Here is a 19304-nt window from a genome sequence, read left to right as displayed (position 1 = left end):
GGGGCGTTTGCCAAAAGTGACCCGCTGTAAGAGCGGAACCATAAGTCGCCGTTACCTAAATAACGGATATGTACACCGAATCAAACAGCCGCCAAAGAAGGCTCCAACTGCCGCTGAGCCAACCAAATCTCCTCCTGCAGCCACTGCGCAAACACCTGCAACTGCGGCGTATCCGTCTGCTCCGGTCGGGTTACCAGCCAATACGACTGATGCCCCTCCACATGCACATTCAGCACCTGCGTCAACTGCCCACTGGCCAACTCCGAAGCGACCATATGCCAATCCGCAATGGTAATCCCCAACCCATCGATCGCCGCCCGAATCGCCAAATCCAGCAGGTCAAACTCATACCCCCCCTCGATATCAACCCCACTGATCCGCGCCGCATCCAGCCAATGCTTCCACGTCAGATACCGCTGATCCTCCCGCGCCAGCACATGCAGCAGCGTCATGCGATTCAGATCAATCCCGTCACTCCACTCCCGGGCATACAACGACGGCGCACACACCGCGATATGCCGCTCCTGAATCAACAGCGAACTGTCCAACCCATCCCATTCCCCATCGCCAAACCGAATCGCACAATCCAGCGTACTGGTCTCCGCCAGGCTGTCCTGCAACCGCGTGGTAATGCTCAGCTCCAACTCCGGATGCTGCTCGCGCAAGCGCCCCAACCGCGGCATCAACCAACGATTGGTAAACGTCGGCGGCGCATTGATGTGCAGTCGATTGGCATGGGACTTCTGCTGGATACTGCGCACCGTCAGCTCGATCTTGTCGAACGACTGATGCAACGCCCGCAGCAATACCCGCCCGGCACTGGTCAATTCCAGGTGATGGTGACGACGCTCCAGCAGGGCCTCGCCCAACTGTTCTTCAAGCTGGCGCACCTGGCGGCTGACCGCACTCTGCGTGACGTTCAACAGCTCGGCGGCCCGGGTAAAACTGCCGGTACTGCCGGCGACTTCGAAAGCTTTGAGGGCGTTGAGACCGGGCATTTTGCGTTTCATGGACGACACTCGGGAGCACAGGGGAAATAACCTGCACAACATACCTTTTTGTATTGGGTCAGCGGTAGCACCCCAGCCTGACAAACAATTAATCGTCACAAACGCTGAAAGTGTCGTTTATCGCTACAGACCGTCGCTCACGAATAAATAGCCTGCGTATAACGCATGCACACTAAGACAATTAAGCATTGGTCGTCGCCAGGCTATAAACGCTAGTCTGCCGATGTACTTCCTGTAACTTCGCCCCTCTCTTTCGCGATTAACTTATCGAGTCATCGCCATGTCCAACGCACCCGTTTCATCCCGGCGAAGTATTGGCTTGCTGGCACTGGTGTTTACCGCCTGCAACGCCACCACCCACGGTTTCAGTGTGTTCCTGTATTCGGCGCTGTTGCCGCAGATCCGCCTGGCCTTTGAGCTCAGTTACAGCCAGGCCGCATTGATCGCCGCGCTGTTGCAGCTGTTCTATATGGGCGCCTCGATTGCCAGCGGCCTGGCAGCGGCGTGGATCAGCCCGCGCAATATGGTGCGCCTGACCATCGTCCTCAGCCCCGCCCTGCTGGCCCTGGCCGTCGCCACGCCGTGGGTGCTGCCGTTTGCCCTGTGCCTGGCACTGGTGTCGGCGTGCGCGGTGTCGAACTGGAACGCGATTTCGGCCCTCGCTCAAGAGGTGATCCCGACTACACATCGCAGCCGGGTGCTGGGGCTGGCGTCCTCGGGCTCAGCCTTTGCGCTGTGCTTGAACGGGCTGTTGATCGCGCTGTTGCAGGGGTTGTCGTTGCGCCAGTTCTGGCTGATCTGCGCCGGGTTGACGCTGGTTGTCACGCTGTTGACCCTGTGGGCACTGGCCCCGATCAAGCAACCGGCACCACGCGAGACCATGGCGCCGGCGCTGAATCAAGTGCTGCGCCAATGGCTGAAGTTGTGCGTGGCACAACCGGTGGCAATGCAGATCGTCTTGCTCAGCGCGTTTATCGGCGCCATCAGCGGGCCGTTTCTGAATTTCCTGTCGGCGTTCGTCAGCGAGCAGCTACAGGCCAGCGCTTCCGTCACCGGCTCGATGTGGACGCTGATCGGGATCGGCGGTGTGATCGGCGGCTTGCTGCTGGGCACGCTGGCAGATCGTTGGGGGGCGTTGCGGGTGATGGCCCTGAGTATCGGCGCGTTTGGTCTGAGCATGCTCGGCTTGCTCGGGCACCCGAGCCTGGTACTGAGCTGGCTGGCGGCCGGGCTGTTCGCGCTGTTCTATTTCCCGTGTTGGGGCTTGATGGCCGCCTACGTCGGTGCCCGGCTCAGCCCGGTGCACAGCCTGCAAGTGGTGAGCCTGAGCATGGTCAGCTACGGCCTGGCGAGTGCCACCGGCAATGCCTTGTGCGGCTGGCTGCTGCAAGTCACTGGCGAATTTGCGGTGGTGCACGGCTGGATCGCGGCCTGGGTGTTGGCCAGCCTGTTATTGCTCAAGCGCATGGCCCAGCGACACACCCGTGAAGCGCTGGCCGCCCAGATGCCCTGAGTGGCCCAATTGCCGGCGCAGAATCTCCACCAGTGCATCCACTTCCGGCACCTGGCAACCGGCTGAGCGCCAGAACATCAGGCGCGCCGGCGCAATCGGCGGAAAGCCCTGGCGCTCGTCCAGGATCTGCCAGTCGGGCGGCACCAAGCGGCGGGCCATCACGCCGACCGACAGCCCCTGCTCGATCGCAATCGCAATGCCCCGCGGACTCTGGCTGGTGTAGACCACCTGCCACGAGCGCCCGGACTGGGCCAGCGCCTGCACCGCATTCGCACGAAACGCACAGCCCTCGGCATACACCGCCAGCGGCACCGACTGGCGCCCAACGCAACTCCAGCTGGGCGCCGCCGCCCACACCAGCGGCTCGTCGCACAGGTATTCGCCGGCCTGCAAACCGGCGTGTTCCACCCCCAACACCAGGTCCAGCTCGCCCCGTTGCAGGCGCCCCACCAAGGCCGTGGACATCTCGCAGCACACGTCGGGCCGTACCTGGGCGAACTGCGCCTGGAAGTCCTTGAGCATCCCGCCCAGGCAATACTCGGCGTAGTCCTCGGGCATGCCGAGGTGGATGCACACCTGTTCATTGGGCAATTGCGCGGCGCTGACGGCCTCGCTGTGCAGCTTGAGGATCTGCCGGGCGTAGATCAAAAAGGTTTCGCCACCGGGGGTCAGGCCTACCGAGCGACTGGTGCGGCGGATCAGCGGCGTGCCGACGATGTCCTCCAGCCGTTGCAGGCTCTGGCTGACGGTGGATTGGGTCTTGTGCAGGCGCTCGGCGGCGGCCGAGAAACCCTGGCACTCGATAATTGCCACAAACACTTTAAGCAGGGTGCCATCCAGTTCGCCCGACATAACTATCGCCCTCGCCGATGGATTCGATCACAACTTGTAATTTCCACTTTGCACCTCGTTCAGCAACTATCGGTTCAGCCAAAAAACACCAACTGATAGTTCCGGGAGTCTTGCATGAGCCTTCAACTTGCTGACGCTGAAGTGGGCGATATCAGCGACATTATTAATACCGAGCTGTATCCCATACATGATTCGGGCCATGTTCAATTGCAGGCTCTGATCGAACACGCCCGGGCCGAACTGGCCGAAGACGGTTGCTGCCTGCTGAAGAACTTCCTGCGCCCCGCCGCGCTGGAACAGGCACGCCTGGAAGGCCTGGCGCTGTCGGGCAAGACGTTCTATTCGGTGCGCAAGGTCAATGCCTACTTCACCGAAGATGACGCTTCCCTGCCCCAGGATGATCCGCGCCGCACGTTCATGGAGCGCACCAGCGGCTTTGTGACCCGCGACATGATTGCCCCGGACGCGATCATCCACCGGCTGTACGTATCGCCGATGATGAAACGCTTTATCGGCGCCTGCCTCAACGAACCGGAAATCTACGAGTACGCCGACCCGTTCGCGGGGCTGGTGATCAACGTGATGCCCGACGGTACCGAGCAGCCCTGGCACTTCGATACCAACGAATTCATCGTCAGCATGATGACCCAGAAGCCCGAGGCCGGCGGCCGGTTCGAGTACGCGCCGATGATTCGCTCCCGCACCCAGGAGAACCTCGGCGCAGTGGGCAAGGTGGTGCGTGGCGAAGACCGTTCGCGGGTGCAGGAACTGGAGCTCAACCCCGGCGACTTGCAGATTTTCAAGGGGCGTTTTTCGGTGCACCGCGTCACCCGTGTCGAAGGCGCCACCGAGCGCAACACGGCGATTTTCGCCTACTCCGAAAAGCCCGGAATCATCGGCCGCGCCCAGCGCACCAAGCAGCTTTACGGACGCCTGTCCGAAGCCCATCTGCAAGCCGAACGCAACCTGGTCCGCAGCGACCAGTTGCTCGACTGATTCACCCTCTCAAAAAACTAAAAACCGTCTTTGCCCTGCGAGGAACACCCCATGAGTCTGTCCGGCCCCAACCGCAACCCCGCCGATTGCGAACCTACCTATGACGAGATCCAGCAGATCCAGCTGGACCGCCTGCAACGGGTACGCAACGAACTGAAAAAACGCGACTACGCCGCCTGCGTGCTGTTCGACCCCACCCACATGCGCTACGCCACCGGCTCGCGCAACATGCAGGTGTACTCGGCGCGCAACCCGGCCCGCTATGCGTTTATCCCGGCCGAAGGCCCGGTGGTGGTGTTCGAGTTCGGCGGTTGCCTGCACCTGGCCGAAACCCTCAACACCGTCGATGAAGTGCGCCCGGCCAAAGCCATCTCCTATTACTTCTGCGAAAGTTTCCTGGGCAATGTCACCGCCGACTGGGCCGCCGAAATCGACGAACTGGTGCGTAAGTGCGGCGGCGGCAAACGCATCGCCATTGAGAGCGCGACCTCGGCCGCCGCCTTCGAACTGCAAAAGCTCGGCTATCAGATTTTCGATGCCCAGGAACCGCTGGAACGTGCGCGCTGCATCAAGGTGCCGAACGAACTCAAGATGATCCGCGCCAGCCTGCGTGCCACCGAAGCCGGGGTGCGGCTGATGGAAAGCAAGCTCACCCCCGGCATCAGCGAGAACGAACTGTGGTCGCACCTGCACCAGCACGTGATCGCCACCGACGGTGATTATGTCGAGACCCGCCTGCTGTCTTCAGGGCCCCGTACCAACCCTTGGTTCCAGGAATGCAGCACACGGCCCATCGAGGCCGGCGACCTGGTGGCGCTGGACACTGACGTGGTCGGGCGTTTCGGCTATTACGCCGACTTTTCACGGACCTTTTTATGCGGTGAACAGGCCGCCACCGCCAAGCAGCAGGAGCTGTACAAGCTGGCCTACGAACAGGTGCAGACCAATATGGAAATGCTCAAGGCCGGGCGCAGTTTCAAGGAGTACGCGGAACTGGCCTGGAAGATTCCCGAGCATTACAAAAACAACCGTTACTTCGCCCTGGTGCACGGGGTGGGCATGACCGGTGAATACCCCTACGTGGTGCACCGCGAAGACATTGATGCCCTCGGCTACGACGGCGTGTTCGAAGCCGGCATGACCATCTGCGTGGAAAGCTACATCGGCCATGATGACGGCGGCGAAGGGGTCAAGCTGGAAGAGCAGATCTACATCCACGAACACGGTATCGAGTTGCTCTCCGACTACCCGTTCGACCCGCGCTTGTTGCGCTAACCCCCAGGATACAAACACCCCCGGTAGCAGCTGTCGAGCCTTGGCGAGGCGGCGTAGCGGTGTATCAGGCAAACCGCAAACGCAGCCTCGCCAAGGCTCGACAGCTGCTACGCATGAGTGAGTTTGGGCCACACGCATGAATGGCCTTAGATCGATGGGTGGGCTTGGGATCGGTGAGTAACATGCGTTTATAGAACGTTCCAACGCAGAATTTGTCGTTTGTCGATCTTTGCGCAAATGACAAAACTGCGGGCATCTCTAATAAAAACAACATGAGAGCTGCCCTATGTCCCGTCCCATTGCCACCCTCCCGACTTCGTTGCGCCTTGTTCTTCTGCCGGCTTCACAGCGGTCACGGTCGCGCCTGCCCGGCGCTCGCCACTGACCCTTGCGGTTCAACAAAAAAACGCACATTCGCAAGTACCGGAGAGGCTTATGAAAGAGTTGACCACCCTGGACGGCGCCGCGCCGCATCCAGCCGTAAATGATCTGTGTGCCCAAGTGCAAAGCGGCGAAATCAACCGCCGCCAATTCCTGCGCACGGCCGCGCTGCTGGGCATCACCGTCGCCAGCGCCAGCACCTTTCTCGGCTCCGCACTGCTGGGCAATGACGCCCAGGCCGCCGAGCCGCGCCAGGGCGGCAGCCTACGGTTTGCCTGCGCCATCCAGGAAATCCAGGACCCGATGCTGATCACCTGGATCGAAGCCTCGAACCTGTTGCGCAACTCGGTGGAATACCTGACCTGGGTCGACGCTGACAACATCACCCACCCGTATCTCGCCGAGAGCTGGAGCCCGTCGGAAGACCTTTCCACCTGGACCTTCAACCTGCGCCAGAACGTGAAGTGGAGCAACGGCGACACCTTCAACGTCGACGACGTGCAGCACAATATCGAACGCTGGATTGCCGCCGACTCCAAGTCGGTGAACCGCACCGCATTCCAGGACATCAAGGCCTTCGAGAAAATCAGCGACTTCCAGTTCCGCCTGGTGCTCAAGCGGCCAATCCTGGCGATCCCGGAGATGCTCAACGCCTTCACCTGCGCCATCGTGCACCGCAGCTTCAAGGCCGGTGACGACTGGGCGAAAAACCCGTTGGGTACCGGGCCGTTCAAGCTGGTTTCATTCGCGGTGAACAAGCAGGCGACCTTCGCCAAGCGCGCCGATTACTGGGGCAAACCGGCCAACCTCGACGAACTGCGCTACGTCGACATGGGCACCGACGTGTCGACTCACCTCGCCGCCCTGCAAGCCGGGCAAGTGGACGTGCTGTACCGCGTGACCGTGGCCGAGCTGGACCTGGCCAAGCGTTTGCCCGGTGCCCAGTTGCTCACCTGCAAATCCGCGCAAACCGTGGTGATGCGCATGGCCTGCGACCAGAAGCCCTTCACCGACCTGCGCATCCGCAAGGCCGTGGTGCTGTGCGCCGACAACGCGCAGATGCTGAAGATCGCTTATCGCGGCATGGGCACCCTTGGCGAAGACCATCATGTGGCGCCCTCCCACCCCGAATATTTCCCGTTGCCCAAGCGCAACCGCGATGTGGCGGCGGCGAAGAAGCTCCTGGCCGAGGCCGGCTTCCCTAACGGCATCGACATTGACCTGATCGTCGGCAATACCCAAGGCCGTTATGAGCAGGACTGCGCGCAGATCCTGCAACAGAACTGCCTGGAAGCCGGGATCCGCATCAACCTCAAAGTGATCCCTGCTGCGCAGTACTGGCCGATCTGGGACAAGGCCGCTTTCAGCCTGACCTACTGGGCCCACCGGCCGCTGGGCGTGATGTCCCTGGAACTGGCCTACCGTGGCGGTGGCGCCTGGAACGAAAGCCATTACAGCGACCCGGCGTTCGATGCCGCGCTGGACAAGGCCATGGGCATCATCGACCCGAAACAGCGCGCCGTGGCGATGGAAGATGTCGAACGCATCCTGCAGGACGCCTGCGTGATCGTGCAGCCGTTCTGGGGTGACAAGTTCACCGCCGTGAGCAAAAAGGTCCAGGGCTTCGAGGTGCACCCTTCCGACTTCTACCCGATGGACAGTGTGTGGATGAGCGCTTGATTCAAGCGCGCCCTGCATCCTGCCCGCATTCGGGCAGGCATCCCTTGAACAGTCGGAGCATGCACCCATGGCTCATTTTCTGATGCGCAAGTTATTGGCGCTGGTGGCGACCCTGCTGTCGGTGTCATTGATCGTGTTCCTGGCCCTGGAACTGAACATCGAAGACGTGGCGATCAACGTCCTCGGCCCCTACTCCGCTGCCGACCAGCGCGCGGCGTGGCTGGTGGAACATGGCTACAACCAACCCTTTGTGTGGCGCTACCTGGTGTGGCTCAAGGACTTTGTCAGCGGCGACTGGGGCACCTCGGTGTACTTTCGCGAATCGGTGATCAAGCTGCTGCTGCCGAACCTCGCGCAAACCCTGACCCTGGCCGGCCTGGCCTTATTGGTGATGGTGCCGGTGGCGCTGACCCTGGGCGTGCTCGCCGGGATTCGCCAGGGCTCGGTACTGGACCGCCTCGTGTCGTTTCTGTCGATTGTCACCACCTCGATTCCCGACTTTGCCAGCGCGGTGTTCGTCTCGGCGATCTTTGTGTTCTGGCTCAACTGGCTGCCCGGCGTCAGCAGCATGAGCGAGGGTTTCAGCGCGGTGGAGCTGGTGCTGCCGTTGATGGTGCTGTGCCTGTTCGGCATCGGCTACCTGGCGCGCATCACCCGGGCCTCGATGGTGGAAGTGATGCAGGCGCCGTACATCCGCACTGCACGGCTCAAGGGTGCGTCGACCTCACGCATCGTGCTGCGTCATGCCCTGCGCAATGTGCTGATCGCGCCGGTCACGGTGATCATGCTGTACATCCCGTGGCTGCTGTCCAACGTGATCGTGGTGGAGGTGTTCTTCGCCTACAAGGGCTTCGGCTCGCTGCTGTACACCGCCTCGCTTAACCACGACGTGTACCTGATCGAAGCCTGCGCGATGGTCAGTGCCGTGGTGGTGGGCATCACCAAGATCTTCTCGGACCTGGCCTACACCTGGCTCAACCCGCGCATCACCCTGCGCAGCCTCGGCGGAGGTGCCCAATGAATGTACTGCAATCCTTCAAACATCCCTTGGCGCTGCTCGGCCTGCTGCTGGTGGGTGGCTGGGTGCTGATTGCGCTGTTTGCGCCGTGGATCGCGCCCCATGATCCGCTGGAAAGCTTCACGCCCTTACTCACGCCAATGACCGCAGGCGACAACGGCCAGAGCTTCTTGCTGGGCACCGACATGATCGGCCGCGACATTCTTTCGCGGCTGATCTGGGGCACCCGCACCGTACTGTTCTGGTCGATCCTCGCCACCCTCACCGCGTTTGCCGTCGGCATCGCCATGGGCCTGTGCGCCGGTTACTTCAACGGCTGGGTCGACAGCGTGCTGTCGTATGTGGCGGACACGGTGCTGTCGTTCCCGGTGCTGGTGCTGTACATCGTGATCATCATCGCCCTCGGCGCTTCGGCGCTGAATATCCTGATTGCGGTGACCTTCACTAGCGCGCCGGCGATCTTCCGGATCATGCGCGCCCTGACCATCGACATCCGTTCGCGAGACTACGTGCTCAGCGCCATCACCCAGGGCGAAGGGTCGCTGCGGATCATGCTGGTGGAAATCCTGCCCAACTGCGGCGGGCCATTGATTGTCGATTTCTGCCTGCGCATCGGCTACACCGCGATCATGATCGGCGCCCTGGGCTTCCTCGGCCTCGGCCTGCCACCACCGACCCCGGACTGGGGCGGCATGATCAACGACGGCCGCGCCATGGCCATCGCCTTCCCGCACCTGGTGATCTTCCCGTGCATCGCCATCTCCACCCTGATGCTGGGCCTGAGCCTGCTGGCGGACGGCCTGGATGAACACGCCCAGAAAGGCGCAAGGAGTTGAGCATGAACCCCACACAAGTGCTGCGGGTGCAGAACCTGTCCATTGAACTGCCACCGGGGGCCGACCGTAGCCACGCGGTGCAGGGCATCAGCCTGGAGGTGCGCAAGGGTGAAATCCTCTGCGTGATCGGCGAGTCCGGCTCCGGCAAGTCCGTGCTGTCTGCGGCGATCATGGGCGACTACGCCAAGGGTTTGCGGCATACCGAAGGCGTGATCGACTTTCTCGGCGATGACATTTGCACCCTCGATGAGGAACGTTTGCGCCAGCTGCGGGGCAACCGTATTGCGATGATTTTCCAGGAGCCCATGGCGGCGCTTAACCCGGCGATTCGCATCGGCAAGCAAGTGGAAGAGATCTTCGATATTCACGCACCGCAGATGCCTGCCGCTGAGCGCTGCGAGCGCATGCTCGCGTTGCTGGAATCCACCCAACTGCCAGACCCACCACGCATCGCCAACAGCTTTCCCCACCAGTTATCCGGTGGCCAATGCCAGCGGGTGGTGATTGCCATGGCGCTGGCGATGAATCCGGATTTGCTGATCGCCGACGAACCCACCACGGCGCTGGATGTGACCACTCAGGCGCAAGTGCTGAAGCTGGTGCGTGAACTGCGCGGTCGCGGGCAACACGGCATTCTGTTTATCACCCATGACTTCGGCGTGGTGGCGCAGATTGCCGACCGTATCGCGGTGATGGAAGGTGGCCGGCTGGTGGAAATCGGCGAGCGCGACCAGGTGCTGAACGCCCCGGCCCACGCCTACACCCGCAAGCTGATTGCGGCGGTGCCGGCGCTGCACCCGGAGTTGCACAAGCCAAGCGTCGACGGCGAACTGGCATTACGCATCGAGAACCTGACCAAGACCTACACCGTCGGCGGCAGCTCGGTGGCGGCGCTGCGCAATGTCTCGCTGCAACTGCCTCGGGGCAAGACGCTGGCGATTGTGGGCGAGTCGGGCTCGGGGAAAAGTACATTGGTGAAAGCGGCGATCCGCCTGGTGGACAGCGACAGTGGCCATGTGTGGGTCGGCGACACCGACTTCCTGGCCCTGCGCGGCTCTGCGCTGGCGGCCAATCGGCGGCGCATCCAGATGATTTTCCAGGACCCGTACGGCTCCCTCAATCCTCGGCATCGGGTGGGTGACATCATCGCCCGCGCGGCGCAACTGCGCGGGTTGTCAGCCAAGGATGCGTGGGCTGAAGCCGGTGATTTGCTGGCACAAGTGGGACTCAAGCGCGACGCCCTCAAGCGCAAGCCCCGGCAGTTCTCCGGCGGCCAGCGCCAGCGCATCGGCATCGCCCGCGCCCTGGCGATGCGCCCGGAAGTGTTGATCGCCGACGAGAGCGTGTCGGCCCTGGATGTCTCGGTGCAGAAACAGGTGCTGGAGCTGTTGGCGGAACTGCAACAGCGCCTGAACCTGAGCATCCTGTTCATCACCCACGACCTGCGGGTGGCGGCGCAGATCAGCGACTACATCGCGGTGATGCGCCAGGGTGAAGTCGTGGAATACGGCACTGCCGAGCAAGTGCTGCTGCGCCCCCGGAATACTTACACCCAGACCTTGCTGGCGGCCGCCCCCGGCGCCTCGGAGCTGCCCGCCGCCGGCCCGCCGCTGCGGCTGATTCGCCCGCAAGCGCACTGAGCCAACCCTTTACCCCGCGTCGCAGCGTTCGCTGCGGCAAGGGGCTGCTGTTGCCAAAAAATAACCAATAACGAGAGCAAAACCATGCGACCAACCCTTCGTTACATCGCCCTGGTCCCTGTGCTCGGCGCCCTTGCGGCACCGGCCATGGCCGTGCAAGTCACCGACAACCTGGACCTCGGCGGCGCCATACGCGCCCGTTGGGACTACGACCCGGATCGCGGCATCCAGAAGTTCGGCCTGGATACCGCGTTCCTCAGCGCCAAGTACAACTCCGACACCTGGATCGGCGAGGCGCAGTACCGGTTCTACGGGCGCTCCTACCCGTACCAGTACACCAAGAACTACGGCGATATCCAGTTCGCCAAGTTCGCCTGGGTGGGCTACAAATTCAACCCCGACCAGCAGGTGCAAGTGGGCCTTAACACCGTGCCGTTTGGTTTGCAGCCGTACTTCGGCAGCACTTTCTACGAGACCCTGGGTAACGTCATCGGCCTGGAAGATGTGCAGCAGGTGGGCGCCAAGTACATCCAGCAAAACGGCGACTGGAACATCCAGGCCGGTTACTACCTGCGCCCCGCGTGGCAAGGCAAAGGCACGAGCAAGGGCGTGACCTATTCCAGCGTGATCTCCGAGGCCGACAGCTACGTGGGCGACGGCAGCAATAACCAGGAACGCAATACCGTGGTGGTGCGGGTGGCCAAGGCCATGGACCTGGGGGACTGGAAATCGGAAGTGGGGCTTTCCGGCCTGACCTCCACCCTGGAGAACAAGGACACCAACGACGATGGCCGGCGCAACGCGGTGGCGATCCACTACCTGGGCAAGAACGGGCCATGGGGCGTGCAATTGCAGGCGGCACGCCAGCAGATGTCGCCACGCAACCCCGGCACCGACAGTGTGGTGACGTTGGGCGGGTACGACGGCACCTTCAATGTGGCCAGCCGGGGCAACTTGTATGTGGCGGACTTGAGCTATGACGTGGGCGGCAAGTACCTGTTTGACCAGATCAGCGGCGTGAAGCTGTATGCCAACTACAGTGCGTTTGATAAATCCGAGGATCAGTTCAAGACGTCGCAGCGGGTGATTTTGGGAACGTCGTTTTCGGTCAGTAAATTGTGGGTAGCGACGGAGTGGTTGATCGGCAAGAATGATCCGTATATTGGCGGGAGCAGCTATACCGAGAGCCTGGGGGCTGGGGGGAGTAACCAGTGGGAGAATCAGTTATATATGAACATTGGGTACTACTTCTGACTTAAGATCTCCAGCGTTTTAACTGGCCTCATCGCAGGCAAGCCAGCTCCCACATTTGATCGGCGCCGCGGTCAAAATGTGGGAGCTGGCTTGCCTGCGATAGCGTCAGTCCTGACACCATAAAAACAACAGGTGTGGAATCCATTTCATGCGCCAACTGCCCGCCCTCAACATGCTCCGCGTCTTCGAAGAAGTCGCCCGCCACCGCAGCTTCAGCCAGGCCGCCGTGGGCCTCAACGTCACCCAGGGCGCCGTCAGCCGCCAGATCAAACAACTGGAAGACTACCTAGGCGTCGCCCTCTTCATCCGCACGCCCCAGGGCCTGTCCCTGACCGAAGCCGGCTTCGCCCTCTCCCCGCACTTGAGCGATGCCTTCGACCATATCGAACGTGCCCTGCAAGCTGTGCGCGTGCCCAACCTGCGCCAGCGCCTGCGCATTGTCGCCCCGCCGACCTGGGCCACCCGCTGGCTGTCCGCCCACCTGCGCAGGTTTTGCGAGCGCTACCCGGATATCAACCTCAGCGTCACCCACCAGAGCAGCCACGCGAGCCTGGCGGAAATCGACTGCCAGATCCGCTTCGGCCTTGAACCCGCCACGCATTGCAGCAGTGAACTGTTGGTCATGGAACGCCACATCGCCGTCGCCAGCCCGGAACTGTTCAGCGACGGCCAGCCACCTGACCTGCGGCGCTTTCCCCTGCTGCACATCCTGCATGACGGCAAGCGCTTGAAGGTTTGGGAGAACTGGCTGGCGGCCATGGGCCGGGAGGACATCGATGCGGACCAGGGCCTGGAATTCAGCACCTTGGACCAGGTGATCCACACCGCACTGGCCGGCGGTGGGTTGGCGGTGATCGACCGGCAGATGATCGAGCGCGAACTGGCGAATGGCAGCCTGCTGCCGATCACCCCGGTGGAGGTGATCGGCCCCTATGGCTATTGGCTGGATGTGGCGAGTGACAAGCAGGGTTTATCCAAGGTGCGCTTGTTTACGCAGTGGTTGAACCGGGTGAGCAATCCCTGACACCGGTGCTTCGGCCTTGCACGCCTGGCTCAAGGTCAACGCCTTGGTTTCCGGCGCCCAGGCCCAGGAGATGATCGCCCCCAGCACCAGGATAGCGGCGAGGATGCCCATGGTCGGGCTCAGGCCGATCCCGGCCACACTCACCGGCAACAGGAAGGTACTCACCGCCGAACCCAGGCGACTGACTGCCGTGGCGAGGCCAATCCCGCTGGCCCGCACTTCAGTCGGAAAACTCTCAGCCGGGAACACGCCCACCAGGTTGCTCACGGCCGACAGCACGAGAGTGAACACCCCGAACGTCAGCACCATCAACCACGCCATGCTCCCCGGCAATACCGCCAGCAGGAACAGCGCCGCCGCCAGGATGATGAACGAGTTGATCAGGAACCCGCGCCGGGAGAACTTCACGGTGCACCAGATGCCGATCAAGGCGCCGATAATCAGCAGCAAATTAAGCAGCAACTCGGTGCCAAAGCCTTCGGCGAGGCCCATCTTCTGCAGGATCGACGGCAGGAAGGTGTAGATGGCGAAGTACGGCATCACGATGCACACGAAGAACAGGCAGTTGAACGCGGTGCGCTTGCGGTATTCGCGGCTGAACAGCACGCCGTAGCCGGAGCGGGTTTGCGTCGACGGTTCTTCATCGAGTACCACGTGTTCGCCAAGGTGTTTTTTGACGATAGCCCGAGCTTCGGCAATCCGGCCTTTATTAACCAGCCAGCGCGGCGACTCGGGGGTGCCGATGCGGGCGATCAGGATCAGCCCGGCGGGGATCGCCGACGAGGCCAGCATCCAGCGCCAGGCGTCATCGCCCAGGCTGAGCATGGCGGTGCCGACAAAGGTCGCGGCCACGTAGCCAACGGTCCAGACCACGCTGAAGGAGCCGAGCAGCACACCGCGATGCTTCTTCGGCGAGAACTCGGCGAGCATCGCGTGACCGACGCTGAAATCGCCGCCCAGGCCGATGCCGATCAACACGCGGCAGAGGAACAGCCCCATGGCAGTTTCGGCATAGAACTGCATCACCGAGGCCACGGTGATCAGGACGAAGCTGACCAGGAAGATTTTCTGCCGGCCGAGGGTGTCGGAGATCCAGCCAAAAAACAGGCTGCCCATAAACAGCCCGATCAGGGCCGAAGCGCCGATCAAGCCTTGCCAGAAGGCGTCCAAGTGCATCTGTGGGCTGAGCAAGGTGAAGGCGATGCCGATCAGACCGAGGATATAGCCGTCGGTGAAGTGCGCGCCGAAGGTCAGGCCGGCGATTTTAATGTGGAAGCGACCGATGGGCAGGTCGTCGATTTTTATCGATTGAGTTGACATGGTGTTCTCCATATTTTTGTTTTTGACGGAGTAACAGCGGGCAAGCCGGTTGTGGTGTGTGGGCTTTTTTGTGGGAGCTGGCTTGCCTGCGATAGCGGTGGGTCAGTTGGATAATGGGTGACTGACCCGCCGCTATCGCAGGCAAGCCAGCTCCCACATTGGATCTTTGTTGTTTGGAAGAATGGGTCAGAGGCCGCCCATCAACAGGTATTTGATCTCCAGGTAATCCTCCAGGCCGTACTTGGAACCTTCACGCCCCAGGCCCGACTCCTTGATCCCGCCAAACGGGGCGACTTCGGTGGAGATGATCCCTTCGTTGATCCCGACCATGCCCGCTTCCAGGCCTTCGGCCATGCGCCACACGCGGCCGATGTCGCGGCTGTAGAAGTAGGCAGACAAGCCAAACGGTGTGTCATTGGCCCGTTGCAGCACTTCGGCTTCATCCTTGAAGCGGAAGCAGGCCGCCACCGGGCCGAAGGTTTCTTCCTGGGCGATCAACATCTCGCCGTGGGCTTCGGTAAGGATGGTCGGTTCAAAGAACGTCCCGCCCAACGCATGCCGACGGCCGCCGCACAGCAGCTTGGCGCCTTTCTCCAAAGCATCGCCGACGTGGGCTTCGACCTTGGCCAGGGCCGCGGCGTTGATCAGCGGGCCTTGTTCGGTTTCGCCCTCCAGCGCGCTGCCGATACGCATCGCCGATACCGCTTCGGCCAGTTTGCGGGTGAACGCGTCATAGACGCCGTCCTGGATGAAGAAGCGGTTGACGCACACACAGGTCTGGCCGGTATTACGGAACTTGGAGGCCATGGCGCCTTTGACTGCGGCGTCCAGATCGGCATCGTCGAACACAATGAAAGGCGCGTTGCCGCCCAGCTCCAGGGAAACCTTTTTCAGGGTATCGGCCGCCTGGCGCATCAGCAGCTTGCCGGTGCGGGTGGAGCCGGTGAAGGACAGCTTGCGCACTACGCTGGAGGCTTGCAGCGCGCCGCCGATGGCCACGGCATCGCCGGAAACGATATTGAACACGCCGGCCGGAATCCCGGCCTGCTCCGCCAACACCGCCAGGGCGAAGGCCGATAACGGGGTTTCTTCCGACGGTTTGAGAATCATCGTGCACCCCGCTGCCAGCGCCGGGCCGACCTTGCGGGTGACCATGGCCAGCGGGAAGTTCCACGGGGTGATCGCCGCGACCACGCCAATCGCTTCCTTGGTCACGATGATCCGCGCATCGGCCTTGTGGCTCGGGATCACGTCGCCATAGGCGCGCTTGGCTTCTTCGGCGAACCACTCCAGGAAGCTCGCGGCGTAGACCACTTCGCCCATGGCTTCGGCCAGCGGCTTGCCCTGTTCGAGGCTGAGCAAGTGGGCCAGGTCTTTCTGGTTGCTCAGCATCAAGTCACTCCAGCGCTTGAGGCGCTGGCTGCGTTCCTTGGCGGTGAGCTTGCGCCAGGCCGGCAACGCACGGTTGGCGGCGGCGATGGCCAGGTTGGTTTCCTCGGCTCCGGCGCGTTGCACCTCGGCGATTTGCGCGCCATTGGCCGGGTTGAGCACCGGGTAAACCGGCCCACCGCTGGACCATTGGCCATCGATGAAATTGCCTGTGCGAATCAGCGGGTTCATGCCACGGCCTCTATCAGGTTAAAGCGGTCCAGGCCCGGACGGGCGCTGCGCAGGATGCGTTTGCCGGCGGTGTAGTCGTTGATCACATCGCACGGCGTGTAGTTGCGTTCCAGCTCGTGCAGTTCTTCGGCATCCAATTGGGTGTCGAGGGCTGCAAGCGCGCTATCAAATTGCGCGGTGGTGTCGGCGCCCACCAGCATCACGTCCACACCCGGGTGGTTGGCTACCCACGCCTGGGCGATCTGCGCGTTGGACACGCCACGGGCACGGGCCACGCGTTGCACCGAGTGGGCGATATCGAACGACGCCTGGTCGCTGTACATCTGCTGGGTAAAGAAGTCGGTCTGGTTGCGGGTCGACTGCACTTCACCGGTGAGCAAGCCACGGGCCAGCGGGCTGAACACCGAGACGCCCAGGCCCTGGTCGCGGCAGAACGGGATCATCTCGCGCTCTTCTTCGCGGTAGGCACAGTTCAGTTGCAGTTGCATGTTGATCGGCTTGACCCAGCCATTGCGCTCGCAGGCCATGAGGATTTTTGCCAGTTGCCCGGTGAGCATGGTGGATACGCCGATGTAGCGCGCCTTGCCGGAACGCACGATGTCGTTGAGGGCGCCCATGGTTTCTTCCACCGGGGTGTTCACGTCGAAGTAATGCAGCATGAACACGTCGACGTAATCCATCCCGAGGCGGCTCAGGGAGGCGTCGATGCTGTCCATGATGTGCTTGCGCGAATGGCCGCTGGCGTTGATGCCGCTGCGGGTGCCGTAGCCGACCTTGGTGGTGACCACGATGTCTTCACGGCGCGCAACGCGCTTGAGGATGCGCCCTACCACTTCTTCGCCGACGCCTGCGGAATAGAAGTCTGCCAGGTCGATGAAGTTGACGCCGTTGTCCAGAGCGTGGGCGACGATGGGTTCGCTTTGCTTCTCATCGAAGATCCACGGTTTCCAGTCCGGGGTGCCCATGTTCATGGTGCCCAGGCACAGGCGCGAGACTTGCAGGCCGGAGTTGCCCAAACGAATATATTGCATGGGGATGTCCTCAGGCTTTTGGCGTGTAGAAAGGGTTGCTGATGTGGTTGACCACGTCTGCCAGTTGCGCGGTGTGGGGCAAGCCTGTGAGGGCGGCGCGGATCGCGGTGCGACAGGCGTTGTAGTTGTTCAGGTAGACCGCATCCAGGTCATCGCAGGCCGGGTTGACCCAGTTGGCGGTGACGATGGCCCACTCGTCCTCGGCTTCCGGCGGCAGGGTGCCGTCGAGCAAGGCTTCGAGCACCGCCTTGGCGATCCCGGCCTGGGACGCGCCCCAGGTGGCATTGCCGTGCAAGTCGCTGCCGATGGCGGCCTTGTTGACGTAGAGGGTCATGGGTTTGACCGGGATGTTCGGCTGGGCAATCACCATGAACGGGCAATGGCCCTGGCTTGGCGATGCGAGGCTGGTGGCGAACGCCTGGCCGGCCGGGCCGTTGCGTGGGCCGATCAGGATGTTGATGTGGGCAGCATTGACGCCTGGGCCTTCGAAGCCTTCGCCGATGTACAGATCAAGTGCTTTCATTTCGCAAACGCTCTTTTTTGTTATGGGGAGCTGGTTGCGAATTTTTAGCACTGGCCCGGGTGGCGGCCGTAACCATTAAAAGTCATGGGGGTGTGAGTTTTTCTCATGCCCCATGGAAAGCACGCTCCATCTTGATGATCTCAATGGAGACCGGACTGTTGCCCCGGCTGAAGGTGCCCTCGCCAATCTTGCGAAAGCCGAAAGCAGCGTAGAATTTTTCGGCGGTGAGGGTTGCTTCGAGGTACGCCTTGGGATGGCCGGCGGCTTCAATATGCTGAAGGGCCTCGCGCAGCAATCGGGCACCAACGCCCTGCCCCGCGGCTTCACCCCGGACAAACAGTTTGCTGACTTCATGGCCGTCGATTTCCACGAAGCCCTGAAGCGTATCGGTGCAGGCCAGCCAGAAGTTGCCGGCGATGATCGCTTCGCGATAGGTCTCGGGCGAGCGGCCGTCGAGCCACATGTTGATCTGGTCCGGGCCGTAATCGGCGTTGCAGAGGTTTTCGACGGAGTTTTTATGCACCTGGAAAATGCCCTCGGCGTCTTCCAGACGGGCGGCGCGGATCAGCAGATTGTTCATTCCCTTGAGGTCCTGATTGGAGTCAATGATCCCGGCCTTTATAGCTGACCCACGTCATGCCAGCCACTCAAGACCGTACATCTTGTGCGTTGACCATCGTTGTTACACCCCATATAGTGTGCCCACAAACACAGACAACCACTACATAGTGTGCAAGAACGCTGAATGCCGACCACACTGCGAGCTGTATTTCAACGCCTTGAAGCCTGCAAAACGCACATTTTTGAACACGCTGGGTGAATCGAAGCCCACGCCGTCAAACGGACCACGAAGGAGCAATTCAATGCTGAGTTGGGATGAAGCAGATCAACCAGACACCGGTGACGTAGTCATCCGAGGCGCCAACGCCGGCCACGCCACCGAAGCCAACATGGATCGCCTCGACGGTGCCGGCGCTGCCGCTGCCCTTGAAGCACGTAACGTGACCGCCAGCGACTCCGCCGCGATCATCCGCGCCAAGGCCGCCCTCGACAAACTCGACGTCGCCGAAGGCCTCGCCGAGCTGGAAGGTTCCGCCGCCCGCGTCGCCGTTGACGAAAAGCGCATGATCAACTGCCGCGCCGACCTCAACCAACTCGTGCCGTTCAAGTACGACTGGGCCTGGCAGAAGTACCTCGACGGCTGCGCCAACCACTGGATGCCGCAAGAGGTCAACATGACCGCCGACATCGCGCTGTGGAAAAACCCTGAAGGCCTGACCGACGACGAACGCCGCATCGTGATGCGCAACCTCGGCTTCTTCTCCACCGCT

Annotated in this window: 17 protein-coding genes; 10 read left to right on the top strand and 7 right to left on the bottom strand. The window is 61.9% G+C overall.

All coding sequences use genetic code 11. The features are described 5' to 3' along the window. Positions 1 to 80 precede the first annotated feature (80 nt). A complete protein-coding gene (locus tag K0H47_RS15485; RefSeq protein ID WP_032899060.1) occupies positions 81 to 1010 on the bottom strand; it encodes a LysR substrate-binding domain-containing protein in 930 nt (309 codons plus the stop codon). A 280-nt stretch (positions 1011 to 1290) separates the two neighbouring features. On the opposite strand from K0H47_RS15485, the gene K0H47_RS15480 reads away from it, so the two are divergent. Then, a complete protein-coding gene (locus K0H47_RS15480) occupies positions 1291 to 2523 on the top strand; it encodes an MFS transporter (RefSeq protein ID WP_177021269.1) in 1233 nt (410 codons plus the stop codon). On the opposite strand, the gene K0H47_RS15475 is transcribed toward K0H47_RS15480, so the two are convergent. Then, positions 2461 to 3375 (bottom strand): LysR family transcriptional regulator, encoded by a 915-nt coding sequence (locus K0H47_RS15475; RefSeq protein WP_219273147.1) that lies wholly within the window; start codon positions 3373 to 3375, stop codon positions 2461 to 2463. The genes K0H47_RS15480 and K0H47_RS15475 overlap by 63 nt on opposite strands. Positions 3376 to 3489: 114 nt before the next feature. Here K0H47_RS15475 and K0H47_RS15470 point away from each other — a divergent pair, with 114 nt between their 5' ends. From K0H47_RS15470 to K0H47_RS15435, 8 genes are all read left to right on the top strand, one after another. Further along, complete coding sequence (locus K0H47_RS15470) at positions 3490 to 4371, top strand: hypothetical protein (RefSeq protein ID WP_063029594.1); 882 nt, start codon at positions 3490 to 3492, stop codon at positions 4369 to 4371. A 51-nt stretch (positions 4372 to 4422) separates the two neighbouring features. After that, complete coding sequence (locus tag K0H47_RS15465) at positions 4423 to 5646, top strand: Xaa-Pro peptidase family protein (protein WP_177070687.1); 1224 nt, start codon at positions 4423 to 4425, stop codon at positions 5644 to 5646. Positions 5647 to 6081: 435 nt separating this feature from the next. Beyond that, positions 6082 to 7707: an ABC transporter substrate-binding protein gene (locus K0H47_RS15460; RefSeq protein ID WP_219273145.1), complete on the top strand. Its 1626-nt coding sequence runs from the start codon at positions 6082 to 6084 to the stop codon at positions 7705 to 7707. 67 nt (positions 7708 to 7774) lie between these two features. Further along, positions 7775 to 8728 carry an ABC transporter permease gene (locus K0H47_RS15455; RefSeq protein ID WP_017477390.1) on the top strand — a complete coding sequence of 318 codons (954 nt, stop codon included), beginning with the start codon at positions 7775 to 7777 and terminating at the stop codon, positions 8726 to 8728. After that, positions 8725 to 9561 (top strand): ABC transporter permease, encoded by an 837-nt coding sequence (locus tag K0H47_RS15450; protein ID WP_063029586.1) that lies wholly within the window; start codon positions 8725 to 8727, stop codon positions 9559 to 9561. The genes K0H47_RS15455 and K0H47_RS15450 overlap by 4 nt, the downstream gene beginning before the upstream one ends. A 2-nt stretch (positions 9562 to 9563) precedes the next feature. After that, on the top strand, positions 9564 to 11201 hold the full coding sequence (locus tag K0H47_RS15445; protein ID WP_219273143.1) for an ABC transporter ATP-binding protein: 1638 nt from the start codon (positions 9564 to 9566) through the stop codon (positions 11199 to 11201). A gap of 84 nt (positions 11202 to 11285) precedes the next feature. Next, the gene (locus tag K0H47_RS15440; RefSeq protein WP_219273141.1) at positions 11286 to 12455 is read left to right on the top strand and encodes a hypothetical protein; all 1170 of its coding nucleotides are present in this window, start codon (positions 11286 to 11288) and stop codon (positions 12453 to 12455) included. A 148-nt stretch (positions 12456 to 12603) separates the two neighbouring features. Further along, positions 12604 to 13479, top strand: a complete 876-nt coding sequence (locus K0H47_RS15435) for a LysR substrate-binding domain-containing protein (RefSeq protein ID WP_063029580.1) — start codon at positions 12604 to 12606, stop codon at positions 13477 to 13479. On the opposite strand, the gene K0H47_RS15430 is transcribed toward K0H47_RS15435, so the two are convergent. The 5 genes from K0H47_RS15430 to K0H47_RS15410 form a co-directional block, all read right to left on the bottom strand. After that, entirely contained in the window at positions 13426 to 14799 is a 1374-nt protein-coding gene (locus K0H47_RS15430; RefSeq protein WP_219273139.1) for an MFS transporter, read from the bottom strand. The two genes, K0H47_RS15435 and K0H47_RS15430, sit on opposite strands and share 54 nt — an antisense overlap. Before the next feature lie 186 nt (positions 14800 to 14985). After that, on the bottom strand, positions 14986 to 16419 hold the full coding sequence (locus K0H47_RS15425) for an NAD-dependent succinate-semialdehyde dehydrogenase (protein WP_219273138.1): 1434 nt from the start codon (positions 16417 to 16419) through the stop codon (positions 14986 to 14988). Then, positions 16416 to 17450 (bottom strand): aldo/keto reductase, encoded by a 1035-nt coding sequence (locus K0H47_RS15420; RefSeq protein WP_093209405.1) that lies wholly within the window; start codon positions 17448 to 17450, stop codon positions 16416 to 16418. The genes K0H47_RS15425 and K0H47_RS15420 overlap by 4 nt, the downstream gene beginning before the upstream one ends. 10 nt (positions 17451 to 17460) lie before the next feature. Continuing rightward, positions 17461 to 17973, bottom strand: coding sequence for a formaldehyde-activating enzyme (gene fae / locus K0H47_RS15415; protein ID WP_017477398.1), 513 nt, complete (start codon positions 17971 to 17973; stop codon positions 17461 to 17463). Positions 17974 to 18076: 103 nt separating this feature from the next. Continuing rightward, positions 18077 to 18553 (bottom strand): GNAT family N-acetyltransferase, encoded by a 477-nt coding sequence (locus tag K0H47_RS15410; RefSeq protein ID WP_219273136.1) that lies wholly within the window; start codon positions 18551 to 18553, stop codon positions 18077 to 18079. Between the two features lie 283 nt (positions 18554 to 18836). On the opposite strand from K0H47_RS15410, the gene K0H47_RS15405 reads away from it, so the two are divergent. After that, the coding region (locus K0H47_RS15405) for a ribonucleotide-diphosphate reductase subunit beta (RefSeq protein WP_219273134.1) at positions 18837 to 19304 on the top strand (468 nt) is incomplete at its 3' end.

Origin of the sequence: Pseudomonas sp. Xaverov 83, assembly GCF_019352905.1 — a bacterium.
GTDB lineage: Bacteria > Pseudomonadota > Gammaproteobacteria > Pseudomonadales > Pseudomonadaceae > Aquipseudomonas > Aquipseudomonas yamanorum.
Note: the sequence above shows the minus strand (reverse complement) of the source record. Positions and strands in the feature narration are given on the sequence as shown.

Excerpts from the sequence above, each read along its gene's own strand:
- K0H47_RS15485 (WP_032899060.1), bottom strand. The coding sequence starts at position 1,010 with ATGAAACGCAAAATGCCCGGTCTCAACGCCCTCAAAGCTTTCGAAGTC.
- K0H47_RS15480 (WP_177021269.1), top strand. The coding sequence starts at position 1,291 with ATGTCCAACGCACCCGTTTCATCCCGGCGAAGTATTGGCTTGCTGGCA.
- K0H47_RS15475 (WP_219273147.1), bottom strand. The coding sequence starts at position 3,375 with ATGTCGGGCGAACTGGATGGCACCCTGCTTAAAGTGTTTGTGGCAATT.
- K0H47_RS15470 (WP_063029594.1), top strand. The coding sequence starts at position 3,490 with ATGAGCCTTCAACTTGCTGACGCTGAAGTGGGCGATATCAGCGACATT.
- K0H47_RS15465 (WP_177070687.1), top strand. The coding sequence starts at position 4,423 with ATGAGTCTGTCCGGCCCCAACCGCAACCCCGCCGATTGCGAACCTACC.
- K0H47_RS15460 (WP_219273145.1), top strand. The coding sequence starts at position 6,082 with ATGAAAGAGTTGACCACCCTGGACGGCGCCGCGCCGCATCCAGCCGTA.
- K0H47_RS15455 (WP_017477390.1), top strand. The coding sequence starts at position 7,775 with ATGGCTCATTTTCTGATGCGCAAGTTATTGGCGCTGGTGGCGACCCTG.
- K0H47_RS15450 (WP_063029586.1), top strand. The coding sequence starts at position 8,725 with ATGAATGTACTGCAATCCTTCAAACATCCCTTGGCGCTGCTCGGCCTG.
- K0H47_RS15445 (WP_219273143.1), top strand. The coding sequence starts at position 9,564 with ATGAACCCCACACAAGTGCTGCGGGTGCAGAACCTGTCCATTGAACTG.
- K0H47_RS15440 (WP_219273141.1), top strand. The coding sequence starts at position 11,286 with ATGCGACCAACCCTTCGTTACATCGCCCTGGTCCCTGTGCTCGGCGCC.
- K0H47_RS15435 (WP_063029580.1), top strand. The coding sequence starts at position 12,604 with ATGCGCCAACTGCCCGCCCTCAACATGCTCCGCGTCTTCGAAGAAGTC.
- K0H47_RS15430 (WP_219273139.1), bottom strand. The coding sequence starts at position 14,799 with ATGTCAACTCAATCGATAAAAATCGACGACCTGCCCATCGGTCGCTTC.
- K0H47_RS15425 (WP_219273138.1), bottom strand. The coding sequence starts at position 16,419 with ATGAACCCGCTGATTCGCACAGGCAATTTCATCGATGGCCAATGGTCC.
- K0H47_RS15420 (WP_093209405.1), bottom strand. The coding sequence starts at position 17,450 with ATGCAATATATTCGTTTGGGCAACTCCGGCCTGCAAGTCTCGCGCCTG.
- fae (WP_017477398.1), bottom strand. The coding sequence starts at position 17,973 with ATGAAAGCACTTGATCTGTACATCGGCGAAGGCTTCGAAGGCCCAGGC.
- K0H47_RS15410 (WP_219273136.1), bottom strand. The coding sequence starts at position 18,553 with ATGAACAATCTGCTGATCCGCGCCGCCCGTCTGGAAGACGCCGAGGGC.